Origin of the sequence: Terrimicrobium sacchariphilum, from assembly GCF_001613545.1 — a bacterium.
Classification (GTDB): Bacteria; Verrucomicrobiota; Verrucomicrobiia; order Chthoniobacterales; family Terrimicrobiaceae; genus Terrimicrobium; species Terrimicrobium sacchariphilum.
Genome location: NZ_BDCO01000003.1, coordinates 558,766 through 575,231, shown reverse-complemented (window position 1 = coordinate 575,231; position 16,466 = coordinate 558,766). Strand labels below are relative to the sequence as shown.

The 16,466-nt window shown below is 60.4% G+C and carries 12 protein-coding genes; 6 read left to right on the top strand and 6 right to left on the bottom strand.

Translation table 11 applies throughout. The annotated features are described in order from the left end of the window. The first annotated feature begins 5 nt into the window (after positions 1–5). Genes TSACC_RS20180 through TSACC_RS20160 form a run of 5 tightly spaced genes read left to right on the top strand, consistent with a single transcriptional unit; the run spans position 6 to position 5,034 of the window. Entirely contained in the window at positions 6–1,343 is a 1,338-nt protein-coding gene (locus TSACC_RS20180) for an aromatic ring-hydroxylating oxygenase subunit alpha (protein WP_084400707.1), read from the top strand. Further along, entirely contained in the window at positions 1,312–2,040 is a 729-nt protein-coding gene (locus TSACC_RS20175) for a formylglycine-generating enzyme family protein (protein ID WP_075081250.1), read from the top strand. Before TSACC_RS20180 ends, TSACC_RS20175 begins: the two co-directional genes overlap by 32 nt. Then, positions 2,037–2,891, top strand: coding sequence for a sugar phosphate isomerase/epimerase family protein (locus TSACC_RS20170; protein ID WP_075081249.1), 855 nt, complete (start codon positions 2,037–2,039; stop codon positions 2,889–2,891). Before TSACC_RS20175 ends, TSACC_RS20170 begins: the two co-directional genes overlap by 4 nt. Before the next feature lie 13 nt (positions 2,892–2,904). Continuing rightward, on the top strand, positions 2,905–4,251 hold the full coding sequence (locus TSACC_RS20165; protein WP_084400706.1) for an aromatic ring-hydroxylating oxygenase subunit alpha: 1,347 nt from the start codon (positions 2,905–2,907) through the stop codon (positions 4,249–4,251). A gap of 3 nt (positions 4,252–4,254) precedes the next feature. Then, positions 4,255–5,034: an SDR family NAD(P)-dependent oxidoreductase gene (locus TSACC_RS20160; RefSeq protein WP_075081248.1), complete on the top strand. Its 780-nt coding sequence runs from the start codon at positions 4,255–4,257 to the stop codon at positions 5,032–5,034. A gap of 12 nt (positions 5,035–5,046) precedes the next feature. On the opposite strand, the gene TSACC_RS20155 is transcribed toward TSACC_RS20160, so the two are convergent. The 6 genes from TSACC_RS20155 to TSACC_RS20130 form a co-directional block, all read right to left on the bottom strand. Next, positions 5,047–8,940, bottom strand: a complete 3,894-nt coding sequence (locus TSACC_RS20155) for an FtsK/SpoIIIE domain-containing protein (RefSeq protein ID WP_075081247.1) — start codon at positions 8,938–8,940, stop codon at positions 5,047–5,049. Then, entirely contained in the window at positions 8,933–9,145 is a 213-nt protein-coding gene (locus tag TSACC_RS20150) for a hypothetical protein (protein WP_075081246.1), read from the bottom strand. The genes TSACC_RS20155 and TSACC_RS20150 overlap by 8 nt, the downstream gene beginning before the upstream one ends. Beyond that, positions 9,142–9,672 (bottom strand): hypothetical protein, encoded by a 531-nt coding sequence (locus tag TSACC_RS20145; RefSeq protein WP_075081245.1) that lies wholly within the window; start codon positions 9,670–9,672, stop codon positions 9,142–9,144. Before TSACC_RS20145 ends, TSACC_RS20150 begins: the two co-directional genes overlap by 4 nt. 5 nt (positions 9,673–9,677) lie before the next feature. Then, positions 9,678–9,950 carry a WXG100 family type VII secretion target gene (locus TSACC_RS20140; RefSeq protein WP_075081244.1) on the bottom strand — a complete coding sequence of 91 codons (273 nt, stop codon included), beginning with the start codon at positions 9,948–9,950 and terminating at the stop codon, positions 9,678–9,680. Positions 9,951–10,125: 175 nt separating this feature from the next. Beyond that, entirely contained in the window at positions 10,126–10,887 is a 762-nt protein-coding gene (locus TSACC_RS20135) for a DOMON domain-containing protein (protein WP_075081243.1), read from the bottom strand. 162 nt (positions 10,888–11,049) lie between these two features. Next, positions 11,050–15,198, bottom strand: a complete 4,149-nt coding sequence (locus tag TSACC_RS20130) for a hypothetical protein (protein ID WP_153811552.1) — start codon at positions 15,196–15,198, stop codon at positions 11,050–11,052. Between the two features lie 144 nt (positions 15,199–15,342). On the opposite strand from TSACC_RS20130, the gene TSACC_RS20125 reads away from it, so the two are divergent. Next, on the top strand, positions 15,343–16,404 hold the full coding sequence (locus TSACC_RS20125; protein WP_075081241.1) for a LacI family DNA-binding transcriptional regulator: 1,062 nt from the start codon (positions 15,343–15,345) through the stop codon (positions 16,402–16,404). Positions 16,405–16,466 lie beyond the last annotated feature (62 nt).

The following is a 16,466-nucleotide window of genomic DNA, read 5'->3' as shown; positions in this document are numbered from 1 at the left end:
TCACGATGAGCGCTGTCGCCGAATCGAATGTTGTTGGCAACTCGGGCTGTGGCTTTGCGGAGTACCCAATCTTCCGCAAAGCCCGGCCCGACCGCACCGTGGAGGACATCCTGGCCGATATCCAGCATGCCGCCGACCTGCCGCTGGCGCAGGGCATCCCCCTGCCGGCGGAGGCTTACACCACGGAGGCCTTCTACAACTGGGAGGTGGAAAATGTCCTGCGGGCGGAGTGGCTGTGCCTCGCCCACCGTTCGCAGATTCCCAACCCCGGCGATTTCCTCAACATCGACATCCTCGGCGAACCGCTCATCGTCGTCCACGGCAAGGACGGGCAAATCCGGGTGCTCTCCCGGGTCTGCCCGCACCGCGCGATGGATATCATGCCGCCGGGATTTGGCTACGACGGCCATGGCCCCGCCGATGCCCGTGAGGGCGGCGCGGGCTGCGGCCACACGCGGCTGTTTCTCTGTCCTTATCACCATTGGAGCTTCGAGCTCGATGGCTCGCTCAAGGCCTGCCCCGAAATGCAGAATGCGGAGGGCTTCCGCCGCGACGACTACGCGCTGACCACCTTCCGCAGCGAGCTTTGGAATGGTTTCATCTTCGTGAATCTCGACGGTAAAGCCGGATCGCTGGAGGCCAACATGACCGATCTCACCTCCGATCTCGCGGGTTGGGACATGAGCAAAATGAAGGTCGTGATCGAGCGCGAGTGGGATTGCCCGTTCAACTGGAAGGTGCTCATCGAGAATTTCATGGAGCCCTACCATCACCTCGGCGCCCACTGCCGCACGCTCCAGCCGCTCATGCCGGCCAAGGACACATGGACCTCGGGCGAGAGGGCGCATTCCATCCGGGTCAATACCCCGCTCAAGGAAGCCGCCCTGTCCGAGATGCGGCAGCAATACGCCGACGGCACGACGGAAGGCTTTCCGCTCATCCCCACCCTGCCGCCGGAGCATCAGGTACAATGGAGCGCGTATCTTTCCTATCCCACCTTTCTGCTCTTTGGCGGGCCCGATCGCATGATCTGGTATCGACTCGATCCGATCACCACGGACCGCAGCAGGCTCATCACCACGACGCTCGTGAACGAAGAAGCGCTCGCCGCGCCGGACTTTGAAAAGCGAAAGGCGGCGGCGGAAAAAATGATGATCGATTTTCACCTCGAGGACATGGAGGTCTGTACCGCCGTGCAGCGGGGCTTTTACTCCACCGGATACCGTCGCGGTCGTCTGAGCCACCTTGAGATGCCCATCTGGCTGATCGAGCGCTACCTCGCCGCGCGTTCCCGCAACACCTGGCCGACCTATGACCGTCCTGCCGCCCCTTCCCAGCGCTGACCGGGCCATCCTTCCCGATCTCGCCATTGTTCCCGCCGGGATCTTTGCGATGGGCGAGAACGATGAGGACAAGTTTGCAAACGACACGGAGCGCCCGCGCCACGAGGTCGCGATTCCACGCGATTTCGGCCTGGGCGTATTTCCTGTCACCGTGGGGGAATTCCGCGCCTTCCGCCCTGGCCACGCGCCCCGCGAATCCGTCGGCCTGCCCGCCGTGGGCATCAGCTGGCTCGACGCCACGGCATATTGCGAATGGCTCAGCGAAAACACCGGACGCGCCTTTCGCCTGCCCACGGAAGCGGAGTGGGAGTATGCCTGCCGGGCCGGAAGCCGCGACATCTTCACCCACGGCAGCACGCTCGATACGGATCAGGCAAATTACCTCTACTCCGAGCACGGCATGAAAGTCGGTCGCGGGCATCGCACGCCCTGCGGAGGTTTCCCGCCCAATGCCTTCGGCCTCTTTGACATGCACGGGAACGTCTGCGAATGGGCGCAGGACACCTGGCACCCCGACTACCTCGGCGCACCGAATGACGGCTCGGCCTGGATCGAAGGGGGGCGGCGCGGGTGGCGGGTGATTCGCGGCGGGGCCTGGGACTATCTGCCGCGCCTGCTCCGCACCTCCTGGCGCGACGCCCTGCCGGAGGCGATCCGGCGCGACAATGTGGGATTCCGCATCGCCTGTGATTTATGAAACTGCTCTTATTCAAACAACGCTGGGGACACGAGGGAACGTTCGCCGATGCGGCGAAACAGGTTCTCGATGCAGGCTTTCACGGCATTGAGGGGCCGCTGCCCACCGATCCGACCGAGCGCGCAGAATTCATCAGCGTCCTGCGGGATAATGACCTCAGGTACATCGCGGAAATCTCTACCACCGGCTACGCCACGCCCGATCCCGGCAGCACGGTCGACGATCACCTGGAGGCCTTCAAGCGCATCCTTGATTCCAGCCTTGAGGCGGAGCCGCTCTTCTTTAGCAGCATGGCGGGCAACGATCTGTGGGTCTTCCGCGACAGCGTGCGCTTTCTCACCGAGGCTTATGAGATCGTCCAGGATCGCGGCGTGCGCCTCGGTTTTGAAACCCACCGCAGCCGCACGCTGTTTCATCCCGTCATCACGCGGGAACTCCTCAAGGAAGCACCACCCATCGAAATGACGCTGGATTTCAGCCATTGGTGCGTGGTCACCGAGCGCCTCGTGCTTGATCAGCTTCCCGATGTGCTCGACCTCTGCGCCGAGCGCGCCCTGCACATCCAGCCCCGCATCGGTTACGACCAGGGGCCGCAGGTTCCCGATCCGCGTGCGCCGGAGTATTCCGAAGCCGTGGAGGCGCACCTGCGCTGGTGGAAGCACGTCTGGGCAGGGCAGCGCGCCCGTGGCTTTGACACCATCACGATGACGCCGGAATTCGGTCCCGACGGCTATCTCCACCTCGAACCCTATACGCAAAAACCCGTCGCCAACCTCTGGGAACTGAACTCCTGGACCGGGCACCTCCTGCAAAAGGAATTTCAACAATGGGCGCAACAGCCGTCCGCCTGACACCTGAACAGCCATGATCGCTCTAGCCGAAGACACCGAAGCCAAAGTATCCGCCTGTGAAAATGCAGTCGGCCAATCCCTGACCTCGCAGCAAAGCCGCCCCATCCGCCCCCTGCCGGAGGTGATGGCCGCCATCGAAAGCTGCGCCTCGCTCCCGCTGGAGGACGCGGTAACGACTCCTCCCGAGGCCTACACCAGCGAGGAATATTATCAGTGGGAGGTCACCAATATCTTTCACCGCGAGTGGCAATGCGTGGCCCACGTCTCGCAGATTCCCAAGCCGGGCGACTTCCTGAATCTCGACCTGCTGGGCGAGCCGCTCATCGTCGTGCGCGGCAAGGACGAATCCGTGCGCGTGCTCTCGCGTGTCTGTCCGCATCGGGGCATGGATATCATGCCGCCGGGATTCGGCCACGAGGGCCATGGCGTCGCCGAGTCACGCGGCAGCGAACCCAACTGCGGCCACACGCGCCTGTTTCTCTGTCCCTATCACGCGTGGACCTTCGAACTCGACGGAAAGCTGAAAGCCTGCCCGGAGATGCAGCAGGCGCGCGGGTTCAAGCGCGACGACCACGGCCTCATGCCCTTCCGCACCGAGATCTGGCGCGGGTTCATCTTCGTGAACTTCGACGGGCAGGCCGCGCCTCTGGCCGAGCGCCTCTCAGAAATGAACGTCGATTTCGGCGACTGGCACTCCGAGGACATGCAGGTCATCATCGAGCGGGAATGGGACTGCCCGTTCAACTGGAAGGTGCTAGTCGAGAATTTCATGGAGAGCTACCACCACCTCGGCGCGCACGCCAAGACCCTCCAGCCCATGATGCCCGCGCGTGATACGTGGAATGAACAGGAGCGCGACAGCTACGTGCGCTGCCATCTTCCGTTCAAGGAAGCCCTCGTTGCCGAGTGGGAGGCCATGGAAAAGGCGGGCGGCAATCCCTTCGGCTTCCCCACCATCCAATCCCTCGCCGACTGGAAAAAGAAGGAGTCTGGACTCTTTCTCATCTACCCGAATTTCCTCACCTTCGTCCTGCCCGACCGGGTGGTGTGGTATCGCGTCCAGCCAATGGGGCCGCACCGGATGAAGCTCCTCACAACGATGCTCGTTCCGAAGTCGACCACCGAGCATCCGGAGTTTCCCGAGATGCTCACCCGCGAGACCAAGATGCTCATCGACTTTCACCTCGAGGATATGGAGATGTGCACCGCCATCCAGCGCGGCATGCGTTCGCTTGGCGCGCAGCAGGGACGTCTCAGCCACCTGGAAATGTCGGTGTGGCTCATGCAGCGCTACCTCGCCGCGCGAGGCCGTGGTTCCTGGCCCGCTCAAGATCGCCCAGCCGCTCCAGCCCAGAGGTGACGCATGTTCAGTCTCGCCGGTAAAGTCGCCGCGGTCACTGGAGCCAGCTCCGGCATCGGCCTCGCCATCGCCCAGCGGTTCCAGGAAGCCGGAGCCATCGTGCATGGACTCGACCTGTCGCCTCGGGAAGAGCTGCCCTTCCCGTGCGCGGCGGTCGATGTCTCGCGGGAAGACGAGGTCGCCAGCGCAATGGAGAGCATCGCCGCGCTCCATGGTCGACTCAACATCGTCGTCAACAACGCAGGTATCCAGCCACTCGGCGTTTCCTTTTCCGAAATCACCGGGCAGCTCCTGCAAAGAACCTTTGCCGTGAATGTGAACGGCGTGGTTTTCGGAACGAAGCACGCCGCGCGCCTTATGAGCACCGGAGGCCGCATCATCAATACCGGATCCTTCGTCGGCCTGCTGGGAGTTCCCTGCGGCACGGCCTATGCCGCGTCCAAGGCCACCGTCATTCACCTCACCCGGCTGGCCGCAGTGGAGCTTGCCCCCCGGGGCATCACCGTGAATTGCGTATGCCCCGGCACCATCCGCACCCCGGCAGTAACGGAGATTCCCGACAATCCCGAGATCGCCTTCGTGGAAAAGCGCACGCCGCTGGGCCGCCTCGGAGAACCCGCAGAGGTTGCCGCCGCGTTTCATTTCCTCGCTTCCGACGAGGCCTCCTACATCACCGGAGCAGTCCTTCCGGTCGACGGCGGCATCGCTGCCGGCTGGGAGCAGTATGACCTCACCCTCCCCGCCAATGTCCAAAACGGCGAGTGGCGCGAAACACCCGCCTGAAACCGCCGCGCCTTATCGCGCCGGGGTCCCTACCGCCGAAGCTGCGGTGAGGCTTTGCACCGCCGCCCGCACCCAGTCATTCTCGGGCGCGGCATAGGGTCGGAACGTTTCCAGCGAGCCGTTGTGCTCGTTGTAAAGAATGGCTCGATGCAAGCCGAGGGCGCTGGCCTGCGGCGAATCAATCAGGCTCGCCGAGTCATTCGCGCTCATCTGGAAGACGACGCGCATCTCAAATTCGCCCAGCGCCTTCCGGCTCAGGAAGCGCCCGACATTATTGAAGGTATCGATCGAGGCCAGCACATGAATTCCGACGCTGCTCCCCTCGGAAAGCAGAGCCTTAAGCTGCTCCGCCGGAGACTGCGTGGCATCCATGCTGGAGGAGAAGCTAAAGTCGTCTTCATTCCGGAGCTTCTTGAAACGCTCAAGGTGATGGATGAAGACATACACCGGCTCAGCATGAGCTCCGCCCTCCCCCGCTGACCGCGCGGCAAGTTCCTCGGACAAAGCCAGCATCGCGTCTTTCACGCCATCATTCTGCACGACGGTCAGGCGGCTCCCGAGTGCGGCAGCGAGCGAATCCAGGATCGGCAGCGAACCGCGACCGTCCGGCGTCAAAAACACGTATCTGGCCTCTGATCCCGCGTGCTGGGCAGCGAGCGCCAGGAGCGAAACACTCATCATCGTTGAGATGGCCTCGTCATTCTGCCCCACGATCAGTAAATGGCTGCCGCTCTGGTTCTGAAATCCGACCTCGGTCGGTCCCTTGATGGAATTGGGCGCTCCCAGCCAAACACGCGCTATGGGCGAAGCGGAAACCGGCGGGTGCGCGATGACATTCTTCAGCAGAACATTTTCTTCCAGATCGGCGGGAGCATTTCCCTCAAAGACAATCGGTGCGGCGACTTCCTTGCGCTCTTCGGCGAGGGTGCGAATTTCCTCCAGCCGCGTATCGCGCTCGGAGTCGGACAGCCATACCACCTGAAAGGGGCTGTTTCCCTCAATCGCTCCGGCGGCGTCGTTGTAGATGCCCTCACCCGGCCGCGAGAGCAAACGAGGCGCCGGATTGTTATCGTCCATGATGAGATAGGCATCGGCCTCACTGCATTGCAGAGCTACACGAATCACCATCTGCCCAAGGGTCGCCCGGGCGAGCGTATATGCTCCTCCCAGCGTCTGCGAACCGAGCAGTACATGAATGCCGAAGGCGCGTCCCTGTCGGACGATGCGGTCGAACAGAAGCGAGGCCGTCTGCGCGATCTCGTCGTCCTCGACGAAGAACTCCTGAAACTCATCGATGATCAGCAGCGTGCGCGGCACCGGCTCCGTGCCGCCTGCGCGCTTGTAGCCCGCGATGTCCTGCACGCCGAGCTTGCGAAACATGTCGCCACGTCGCTTCAGCTCCAGATCGACCCGCTGCAGAACGCTCAGCCCAAACTCTCGATCGCTCTCGATGGCGACGACCTTTGCATGCGGCAGGCGATGCTCGGCGTAGCACTTGAACTCAACGCCTTTCTTGAAGTCGATCAGGTAAAACTCCACCTGCTCCGGGCTGCACCAGAGCGAGAGATTCGTGATGATGACGTGAAACAGTGTCGATTTGCCCGATCCGGTCTTTCCGGCAAAGAGCGCATGCTGGCGTGTCCCCTTGCCGATCGCGAGATACTGGAGCTTCGTGGCTCCCGTGCGCCCGATGGCGACCTTGAGCTCGCTCGTGGTATCGCCGGTCCAGAGTTCCGCCTCGCCCGGCGCGATCTGCGAAAAGGGCACCTCGACGCGATTGGAGTCAATACTGCTCTGGCCAATCTTGTGCACCAGATCCACCGCCAGTTCGTTCCTCGGCGGCGGGTCGAGTGCGACCACGGCGTCGGGCTGAGTTTTCTCCGCCGGGAAAATCCACCGGTTATGATCCCGGCGGAGGCAGATGGCGTTCTTGCGCAGTTCCTCGGGCACGAACCCATCCGGCACTGGCTGGCGGCGATCCCAGTGGAGGAAGGTGAAGACGCCGCAGCGCGGTCCGGAGGTCACGATGCTCTGGAGGCGCTTGGCGGCAGTTTCGCTGAAGTTCGCCGGGAAATCCGACACCACGAGGAAGTGATATTTCTCCGCCACGCTGCCCGCCTGGGCGTTGTACTCGGTGATCGTCTCGTACTCGTTGCGGAGATACATCTGGATCACCTTTTCAATATGCTCGTTGAGCTCCGCGAGGCGTTCCTCGATCTGCTCGCGCTGGGTCCAGATGCGGCGGTTGATGAGCGACTCCTCAAAATCGGTCAGGTGCATGAGCCCGGCGAAATTCTGCCCCAGCCCGACGGGATCCAGGATGGTGAAATTCAGCTTTCCCGGAGGAGCGTGGGTGAGCAGGCGTAAAATGGCGTTATTGAAAACTGCAGCCACTTCCGCCGCGCCCGATTCGGACGTTTCAAAGAGCAATGACCCCTGCGAGGGAAACGATAGCGCGAGCGGGATGTTGAGTATCGCCGGTTCCGGCATGCGGAGCCTGGAATCACGCGGATGCGGCGTCGTGGCGAGATCCACGACCAATCCCCCCAGCTGAATGGCCGGGCTGAAGATGGCGGGCGGGGTCCAGTGTTCCACCAGATCGGCATCCCAGGGGGCGCCTGTATCGGCCACCGTGGACTGCATCGCGGCAACATCGGCGAGCAGTGGATTCATCGCCTCTTCCCATGCGAATTTCAGTTCTGTCCAACGCGCCTCCTCCTCGACCTGCGAGGCCGAGCTTTCCGCAGCATACGCTGTGGAGGTCTGAGCGCGCCACGGTTCGACCCTGGCCGCGATTTCTCGCTGACGCTCCTCATAGGTCTCCTGGTTTCGCTCCAGCCGAGCCGTCCGCCATTCCTGATTCCGCAGCAAGAGCCGGGGAGCCTGCGCCTCGATCTTGTCCCGAATCTCCACGGCAAACCGGCTTTCGATCGCATCGCCCTGCTCCCACTTCTCCGCAAGCTCCGCGCAAAGCTGGTCGTACTCACGCTGGAGTCTCTCACGCTTTTCCTGGTACTGGCTGTTGGCAACAACGTGGCAAAGCCGAGCCAGCCCACACGCATGGGCCACTGCTGCGGATAGCGCCTCGGCGGACGTCTGGGACTGCCTCCGTCCCTTTTGATGCAAAATGAAGATCGCCCCGAGCAAGACAGTATCGGCCGCCGCAGAGCCAATGGTCAAAAGCGGCAGAGAACCAATGAAATAAGAAACGAGCGGGATCGCCACCAGCAATGGGATAAGGAGTTGGGGAGGTAAAAAACTGAAATACCTCGGAATCTCGATTTTTTGAAATTCCGCCAGTCGCTCCTCGGCATCTCGATAAGCCTGCTGGAGTTTCGCAAAGAGCACGAACCTGTCCTGAGGCTCCGATGCCAGATCGGGGGACGATGTTTTTATCAGTTTGCCAAAGGTCCAATAGCCGCGAAAAGCTCCCCGCACCTTTCGTTCCAGCGCTGCCACCGCCACCTGCCAGCCGCCCAACTTGGAAGAATAATCCGCATACGCCTCGTCCGCAGCCCTGAGATCGAGGGGCAACGTCCTTGTAGCCCGGAAATGCCGCATCTGCAGGTTTCCCAGCCAGCGTTCCTTGGCCAGTCTGGCCTGCTCCTGGAGATTCTCCAGACCGGTACGATGTGCCTTCCGAATCCGCGCCTCCCGCAGCGCTGCCCGATGTTCGACCTCCCCTTTTCGCTCCTGAAATCGCGTATCCGCAAGAGCGGTCTCGGCAGCCAGCCAGTTTTCCAATCGGGCCTGTTCCTCCCGGAACTTTCGTGTCTCCGCCACACGCCGCGCGCTGATTTCCCTCAAGAGCGCGCTTTCCTTTTGCGCGAACTCCTCAGTCACCGCCTTCAGGTATTTTACCAGCGCCAGACTGCGCTGCACTCGGAGGTCTGCTGAGCTATTCACAATCGGCTTTCACCTTTCTTAGCAAAGTGTGGATTTCCTCGATCGCCTCGGTCGCCCGGATGACGTGCTGCGGTAACTCCTCCAGATATGCCTCATGAAACTCCCGGCTCTTCGCATCCTGCCATCTCTCCGCCGTGCGTTCCCACTCCAGCATGAGATCCTTTGTGGATTGAATGAGACGGGCTGAGGCGGAAACAACACTCATGATTCTGGAGAAGGATGGGGAGAGACCGGCGCCTCATGGACGGCGGCAGCCACCGGACCAGACTCGGCGTAAGCCTCCAGGGCATTTTCAATCTGGAGCAGGTAAGCCAGGGCTTTTGGCATTTCGCGGTCGAGGACACTGCGCAGAGATTCCAGCTTCTTTAGCAGGGGAGAAACCTGTGACTCGTACACACGGAACCAGCGCTTAACGTTCAGCAGCTTTCCCTCCGCCTCTTGGAGAGAGAGCCTGGCGCGGGTGACTGCAAGCATCTGCAGGGTATTCGAGTCTTTCATCGACGAAAGCCGGGAATTCATCAATTCCGCCTCGGCCTGATCGAGAACACGCTTCCGGCGTCGGATCTCACCCTCCCAGTGCATCCTCTGCTCTGTCTGCAACCAACTCCGAGTCCTTCTCACCTCATCGCCAACCTCGTCGAGACGGGAATGAGCCTGATTCACATAGACGATCACGCGGGAGCGAAACTCCTCTATCGCCTCGATGGAACTGACTTTGGCCTGATCGGACATCGGCGCTAACGTTGATTCAGATACTCTTCGATGCGTTGAGCCTTGCGCAGGAGGTAGGGCGTATGATTTTCCGAGATCTCCACAAACTTCCTTAACGCCTTCATGGTAACGAGGAATTCCTCGGCAAATTTCTCGTGCTCCTGGTCCTGCCAGGAACTGCCCAGCGCCGCAAACTGGGCCTGGAGCGCCGAGGCCTTGGTCGTCACGTCATCATTGAAGCGTTTGAGTTCGCGAGCGAATCTCCGAACTTCCTCGGGGTCCATTATCGCTTGGGCCATAATCAGATCGTCTCCGGCGGGTGGATTTTCATGTCGGGCGAAAGTCGTTCATCCGCCCAACACCAGATAACCTTACCCAACTATCGTCTCCAGACAATGGAGATAAACCCCAAAGGGAACATGTCGTCGCAAGGTTTTTTGACCCGAGACGAGAAAAGGCGAAAACCAGCTTTCATCACCTGCCCGAAGTTCCCTCCAATCGCAGGGTTCCCATGACCGTAGGAGAAAGGTGCGGATGTCCGGATTTCACAGGGGCCCAGTAAAGAAAGTCGGCATCGGTGGCGTTCTTCCAATCGTGACGAACGAGGTTCAATCGGATCACACCGGCACTCAGAGGACACCCACCGCGGCGCTTGTTGACAAATCCCGCCGGCAGAAAAATCTCCGCGGTCCACCATCCGCTCATCGGGTCGTATCGACTCGATGCACGCACGTCGGCAGGCAGGATAATCGGCTGAGGCCACCACTCGCGGCACCAGAACTCTTTGCGCAGGACATGAGTCTCGTCCACCTCGGGCGGGGCAGTCAGCAAATGATTCTTGGCATAGGTTTCACCCGACAGGGCGATTTGCACCTCGTAGTACTGACGGGCATCTCCCAAGACATCGATGAAGATTTCCCAAACATCCTGCATATGAAGAGAGCCCTCCGCCTCAAGGCCGGGCTTGCGAATGAATGGCGTGGTGTCGAGGGCTTTCAGCGAAAAATAGAGCCCGGTTTCCGACCATTCCGCACGAACCACGGTGGGATTGCCGCCAGGCAGGATAATCTCCTCAGTGTTCTCCCATTCGCCAGCGGACAATACTCCGTCGATTTCCGGAGGGCTTGTCGTTACGTGCGCCGCAACAGCAATCGGGGGACCAGCTTGTCCCGATGCGGCAAACTCCAGAAGAATCTCCGCTACGAGGACGGCGAACAATATCTGGTAGTTGCGCATGGAGTCTCCTCAGGGCAGGGACGAGGCGGCGGGCGAAAACGATGTCGGAATTGCTCCATGGACCACCATCTCCGCCGGAGGTTCAGCTTCCGGGAAAGGCCTGGCGCGGTCGTTTCGTCCTTTGTCGCCAGAATGGACAAGGTGATTCCTGTGTCACGGGACTCATGATCTCGGCGAAGGCTCGACCAGATAGCTCTTCAGCACCATGGGTGGCAGTTCGAGATGGAGGCTCAGTTTGCCATCGCGCACCTCCGCTGGCACCCTCTCGCCGGAAACCTGATCAGTCACCGTAACGGACTCACCCCAAGGCCCGGGGAGTTCCATTGAGAAAACCTGAGGCGTGTAGCCTTTGTAGGCCACGGAGAGGTGCACTTGATTTTTCACGTCGTATCGGCGCACCCGCAGGTCATCCGCCTTTTCCACTCCGGGCGTGGCTACCACCTGCCCTGGCATGGCAGGCAAAGAGAGAAAAGCCTGCGCGAACTCCCGATGTTGCTCCATGTATCCGCCTCCATAGGTGTAGGCCGTCTCCGTGAAAATCCATGGATCACCATGGAAAACGGCGAGCACCTGTTCGGCCATAGCGAAAGCTGGCCCGCCGCTCATGAGCTCGCTCGTCTCGTAATTGTCTCCCTGAACATTCCAGCGACCGTGCTCCTCGTAATCAAATAACTTGGTCAAGGCGAGCTGGCGCCCGGTTCGGAAAAAATCCAGGTACTGTGGATTGTCCGCAAGATAGCGCCAATTCACCGGCCCGAGCAGAGCGAATCCATCGAGACTGGCGTAGAGTTCCGGCCGCACCTGGTGATGAGGCAACCCCTGGTCCCGGACCATTGCGACATATTCGCCGGGCGGCACGTCCTTCTGATACGCCGCACTGCGCCTGTAATAATCGATGCTCTTGTGGACGTTGTAGAAATCACGAAAATCTTCCGGCGACATCTCGTGCTCGCCCAGGTTCCAGCGATCGGGATCCCAGTTGTAGTAGAGCATCTGCAAGTCGGGACGGTAGCTCTTGAGCTGTTCGACGATTTTAGCATGAAAGTCACGGCGTTTGCCCTGCCACCATTCCCCATATTTCCCCTGCCGCTCAGGGTCGGAAGCCCATTTTGAGAGCGCTTCGCCTTCGAGGCCAGCCGGAGGATTGTCTCCGGTATCCCTGGCATATTGGGCCACGTCGGAGGGTCCGTAGCTGATGGGGAGACGATCGCTGCGAATGCGAAAAAGGATGCCGCCCAACTGGGGGTTGTTCTTGATGTTTTTGCCCACCACCTGGTTCAGAATATCGAAAAACTCCTCACCGACCCTCGGGTCCATGAGATTGGAACACCAGGTGTGAAAGCGATTGGGGCGAGCAGGCTTGCCATCTAGTCCGATGGCTCGAGCCTCCTTGGGCAGCGCATCCGTTCCGCCGTATTCCAGACGCGGAAAGATGGTGATGCCCGCCTCCCGGCTGGCTTTCAGGTAGCGGTCGAGCGCGCTGACCTCGTCGGGCGGCAGGTCGTCCCTTACGGGTCGCACAGGCCTGAGCTTCACCTTTTCCACATTGTCCACATGCCAGAAGGCGAGGCTACCCCACTTGAGGATGGAGGGTGCGATGGCATTGTACCCGGAGATGAGCGCGTGCTGCACCATGTCCCTGGCGACCCACTCGGGTTCACGTTCCCAATCCGCGACAAACAAACGGCGTGGCGCGTCTTTCGGATAACGAACCGCGGCATGAGCCGCCGCCCCCTCCGGCAACTCGTAAACGAGGATACGCGACACGGCAGGACCCGCCTGGTACTGCGGCACGTAGGCTCGGCCGGTATCGAGAAAGAAAATCCAGATCCCCTTGTCAGACGGCACCGTGCGGCTTCCTTTGCTCCCATAGGTAGTGTCATCGGGGATCACCACGGTGTCAAAGAACTCGTATTTCCCGGAGAGCGGATAGTCATCGAAGGGATCTCCCGGCCCAACTCCTGTCTTATAGCCCAGCCCCTGATAGTTACGACCTGCATCGATATTGATGGGAGCGTACCGGGTCTTGTCCTCCGGATACTCGATGCGAACCAGGTAGGCTTTGCCGGGAATCATCCGACCGCGTCCCACACGGTAACCGAACCACTCGTTATTGTTTGCCTCGCGGTATTTTCGGCCAAGGAACTCCTCCACTGTCACGCCTTGGACCTGCGTTGAGTAAGCACGCCGCCCGACCCAGCTCTCGCGGTGACCGCCTTGCTTGTACACATAGCCCTGGGCCGAGGGGTCTTTCCCGGCCTCGATCACGTCGATCAGCTTGAGCCGGCCATAGGGCGTCTCCTCCCACGATTCGGCCAGGGGCGCGCGTTCGTAAGCGTCGCGTTGGTCAAACCTCATTGCCGATTTCAACTGTGTGCCGGCAAAAATAGGGGCGCCATTCACGTTTGTGGCCAGGACGTGGACGTCAAAAAACTCGGAGAAGTAAAGTTGGCGCGACTGAGCTTCGCTCAGCTTTACCGCCAGTTCCTGGAAGTTTGTGTCCGGGACGGGCGTCGGAACGCCCTCCCCTTCCGCGACAACGCGGTGAAAGCAATCCTTGACGACATAGGTCACCCGCCCGCCCGTTATCGCATTCGCATTCAGCGGCAGACGCAGGAAGAGTTCGTATTTCCTACCTCCGACAACCGGACCAGGATCAAACTCGGTGGAAACAACTGGTTCTTCGCCAGAGCCAGCCTCGCGCATGGCAACCCACACCTGCTGTGGAAGGATCTCAAATGGTCCTGGGAAAAGCCCGGCATTCTGGGCGGCTTTGAACCGCAGCCGCACCGCCACGGTGTTCTTCCCTCCCGGATTCACCAGTCCGGCGGGTATATTCACGTCAAGTTGAGGATCGTGGTCCGTCGTCCCTCCGACCGGCCGACCGTTGAAAAACACCTCCGCATCGTCGTCCCTGCTTCGTATCTGGCCGAGACGCAGACGCAATTGCATGCCTTTCCAAGTCTCTGGAATCTCCACCTCCTGCTTGAGCCAAAATGTTCCCGCGCCATCCTTGATGCCCTGGGCGGTCCAGGAGAATCCCACGGCAATCACCGGCCACGTGTGGAAATCAGCGCCCGCTGCATCCTCCGTCTCGCCGCGCCCGAGGTGCCAAAAACCATCGAGGTGCACGGACTCCCTCTTCGCCGCGTTAAAACGTCCGACGCGGAAATTTGCAAACTTCACCTCGCCTGGAGACTGCATCTCGTTGTTGCGATACCCCAGCGAGAGGGTTTTGATCAGATTCTTTTGGGGAAGGAAAATCGTCATCCGCGGCTGAATGTCGCGAAACTCGGAGAAGGGCAGAATGACACGTGTCCACCCTCCTTTGCGTACGGGAAAGCTCGTTCCGTATCCCGGCCGCCCCTTCCCCCACCGCCAGCCTCCGGGGTTCAGATACAGGCGCATCTCTCCCTCGGTGTCGTCCGTCTGGTAATCAAATGCCAGATAATCGTAGTCGCGCAACTGCCAGATCGCACCGATTTCCTTCTCCTGCAGGGTGTAGTCGACGAACTCTCCGCTGGCGTTTGGCTCCGTGATCTCAAAGCCCAGCGCCTCGTCGCCGGGGCGAAACCCTTTTCTCGCATACAGTTTGGGTCGGGTATCCGCCGTACCTTCGTCACGCCAACCCAGACTCCAGGCCTTGCCGAGTTTTCCCGCCAGATCTCGTGTGGCATCGAGCTTCATCTCCTCCTCACCCAGCGGCGCCATACCATCCGGCGGAAACATGGCGAAGGGCCCTTGGGAAAGAAGGCGCGCCGGGCCATCCGAGGTAAATCCCCCTCTCATGTAGTTGTTTGTCACTTTCACCGCGATCACATTTCTTTCGCCCCAGCGGATCGCCTCGTCCGGCACGCGGTAAAGCCGGGGAGTCGTGAACTGCTTGCTCCCCATGGCCCCAATGCGCACGCCATTCCAGAATGTCTCGTCCCGGTCATCCACCGGGGGTAATTGCAGAAAGACGGGCTTCCCCTTCCAGGTGGACGGCACCATGACCTCGCGCCGATACCAAGCTACCCCCAGAAAGGCCGGCCCCTGGTGATCATAGGCGCCAGGAACGCGTATTTCCTCCCATCCGGAGTCGTCGAGATCTGGCGCAGCCATCGGCTCCGCCGCATTATTCCTCGAGGCTTTTTCGTCCTGCGGCTTCGTCTCCTTGTCGCGGAAAAATCGCCAGACTCCTTCAAGTGCAATGGCATGACATTGGGTTTCCAAGTCCTTGGCAGAAACGTCACGACAAATACTCAGGATCAAGACAAGGATGCACACGCCCGTGGTACGAGACACCGAATACAAGGCGCGAGATGTCATAGGGAAGCCGTGAGGGGAATACATGGACGAGATCCAGACGTTCCCGCATCGTCCTCCCGTCCTCAATGGCGACTCATGCCTACACGTAGGATTTTTCCGATTGAAAACTTGTGCCCCCTTGGGAAAAGGCACTAGGTCTTGAGTATGCATTCACCGGTGACCGTGCGAGATATCGCCCGCGCCTGCGGAATCCATTTTACCACGGTGGCCCTTGCGCTGCGGAACTCCCCGAGAGTTGCGGAAAAAACCCGAGACCGGGTCGTGAAGATCGCGAACCATATGGGGTATCGTCCGAATCCCCTGGTCGCCACATTAATGGCGCAAAAGCGCGCTCAACGCCAACCCAGCCATTCCTCCGTGCTGGCGTACATCTCGTATCCGTCCCTGGATGTTAAGGACCCGTCCATCTTCGAAAAGCAGTATCTGGAGGGAGCTCGGGAACGCTGTCTCGAAATGGGCTATCGGCTGGAGACCTTTCACCTCTATTCCGGGGATCTGAATGCCACCCGGCTCGCTCAGATCCTTCGGACCCGGGCCATTCCGGGGCTATTGCTGGGTCCATGGCGACGTGGCAAGGGGCATCTGCCCCGTCCTTTGCACGGTTTTGCTTCCGTGGCGCTTTGTAATTCGCTCGTACAGCCGGGACTTCATCGTGTGAGGCACAACCAATGTCGCGGCAGCCAGCTGGCCTGTCGCCAGCTACGGCGAAAAGGATACCGCAGGATCGGTCTGGTGCTGACCACCCATATGGACCGGCAACTCGATCGCTTTTGGACCGCCGGGTATCTCTCCTTTCACGAGAACCTGCCGGCTGTATCACGTCCCGCTCCACTCTATTTGCCGCAAAACTCCTTCCCTGCCAACATTCTGTCCGACTGGGTTCTCCGGGAGAAACCAGACGTGATCCTAACCATGCACCTACAGGTCAGGCAATGGCTCGAGCGCAACGCGGCGAGCCTGACACATAAGGTGGATATCGCGACGCTCGATCACAGCCCCGAATGGGGCGACTGCCCGGGCATCTTTCAGAATCCGTCAGCCCAGGGAAAAGAAGCTGTCTCCTTTCTCGTCGGCCAGATCCAGAACAACCAGCACGGCCTCCCCTCGCAGCCCCTCACTCTCATGCTGGATGGCGAATGGGTGGATCCTGGCTCACATGGTCCGGGCCGGTCGCCACTCCCATCCTCGTCTCGTCAGCAGCAATGAATCCCGGGTGCCGGGTGCGAAGACTACGTCGGCCTCCGAAGAATGAAACTGCGTTCGTAGGC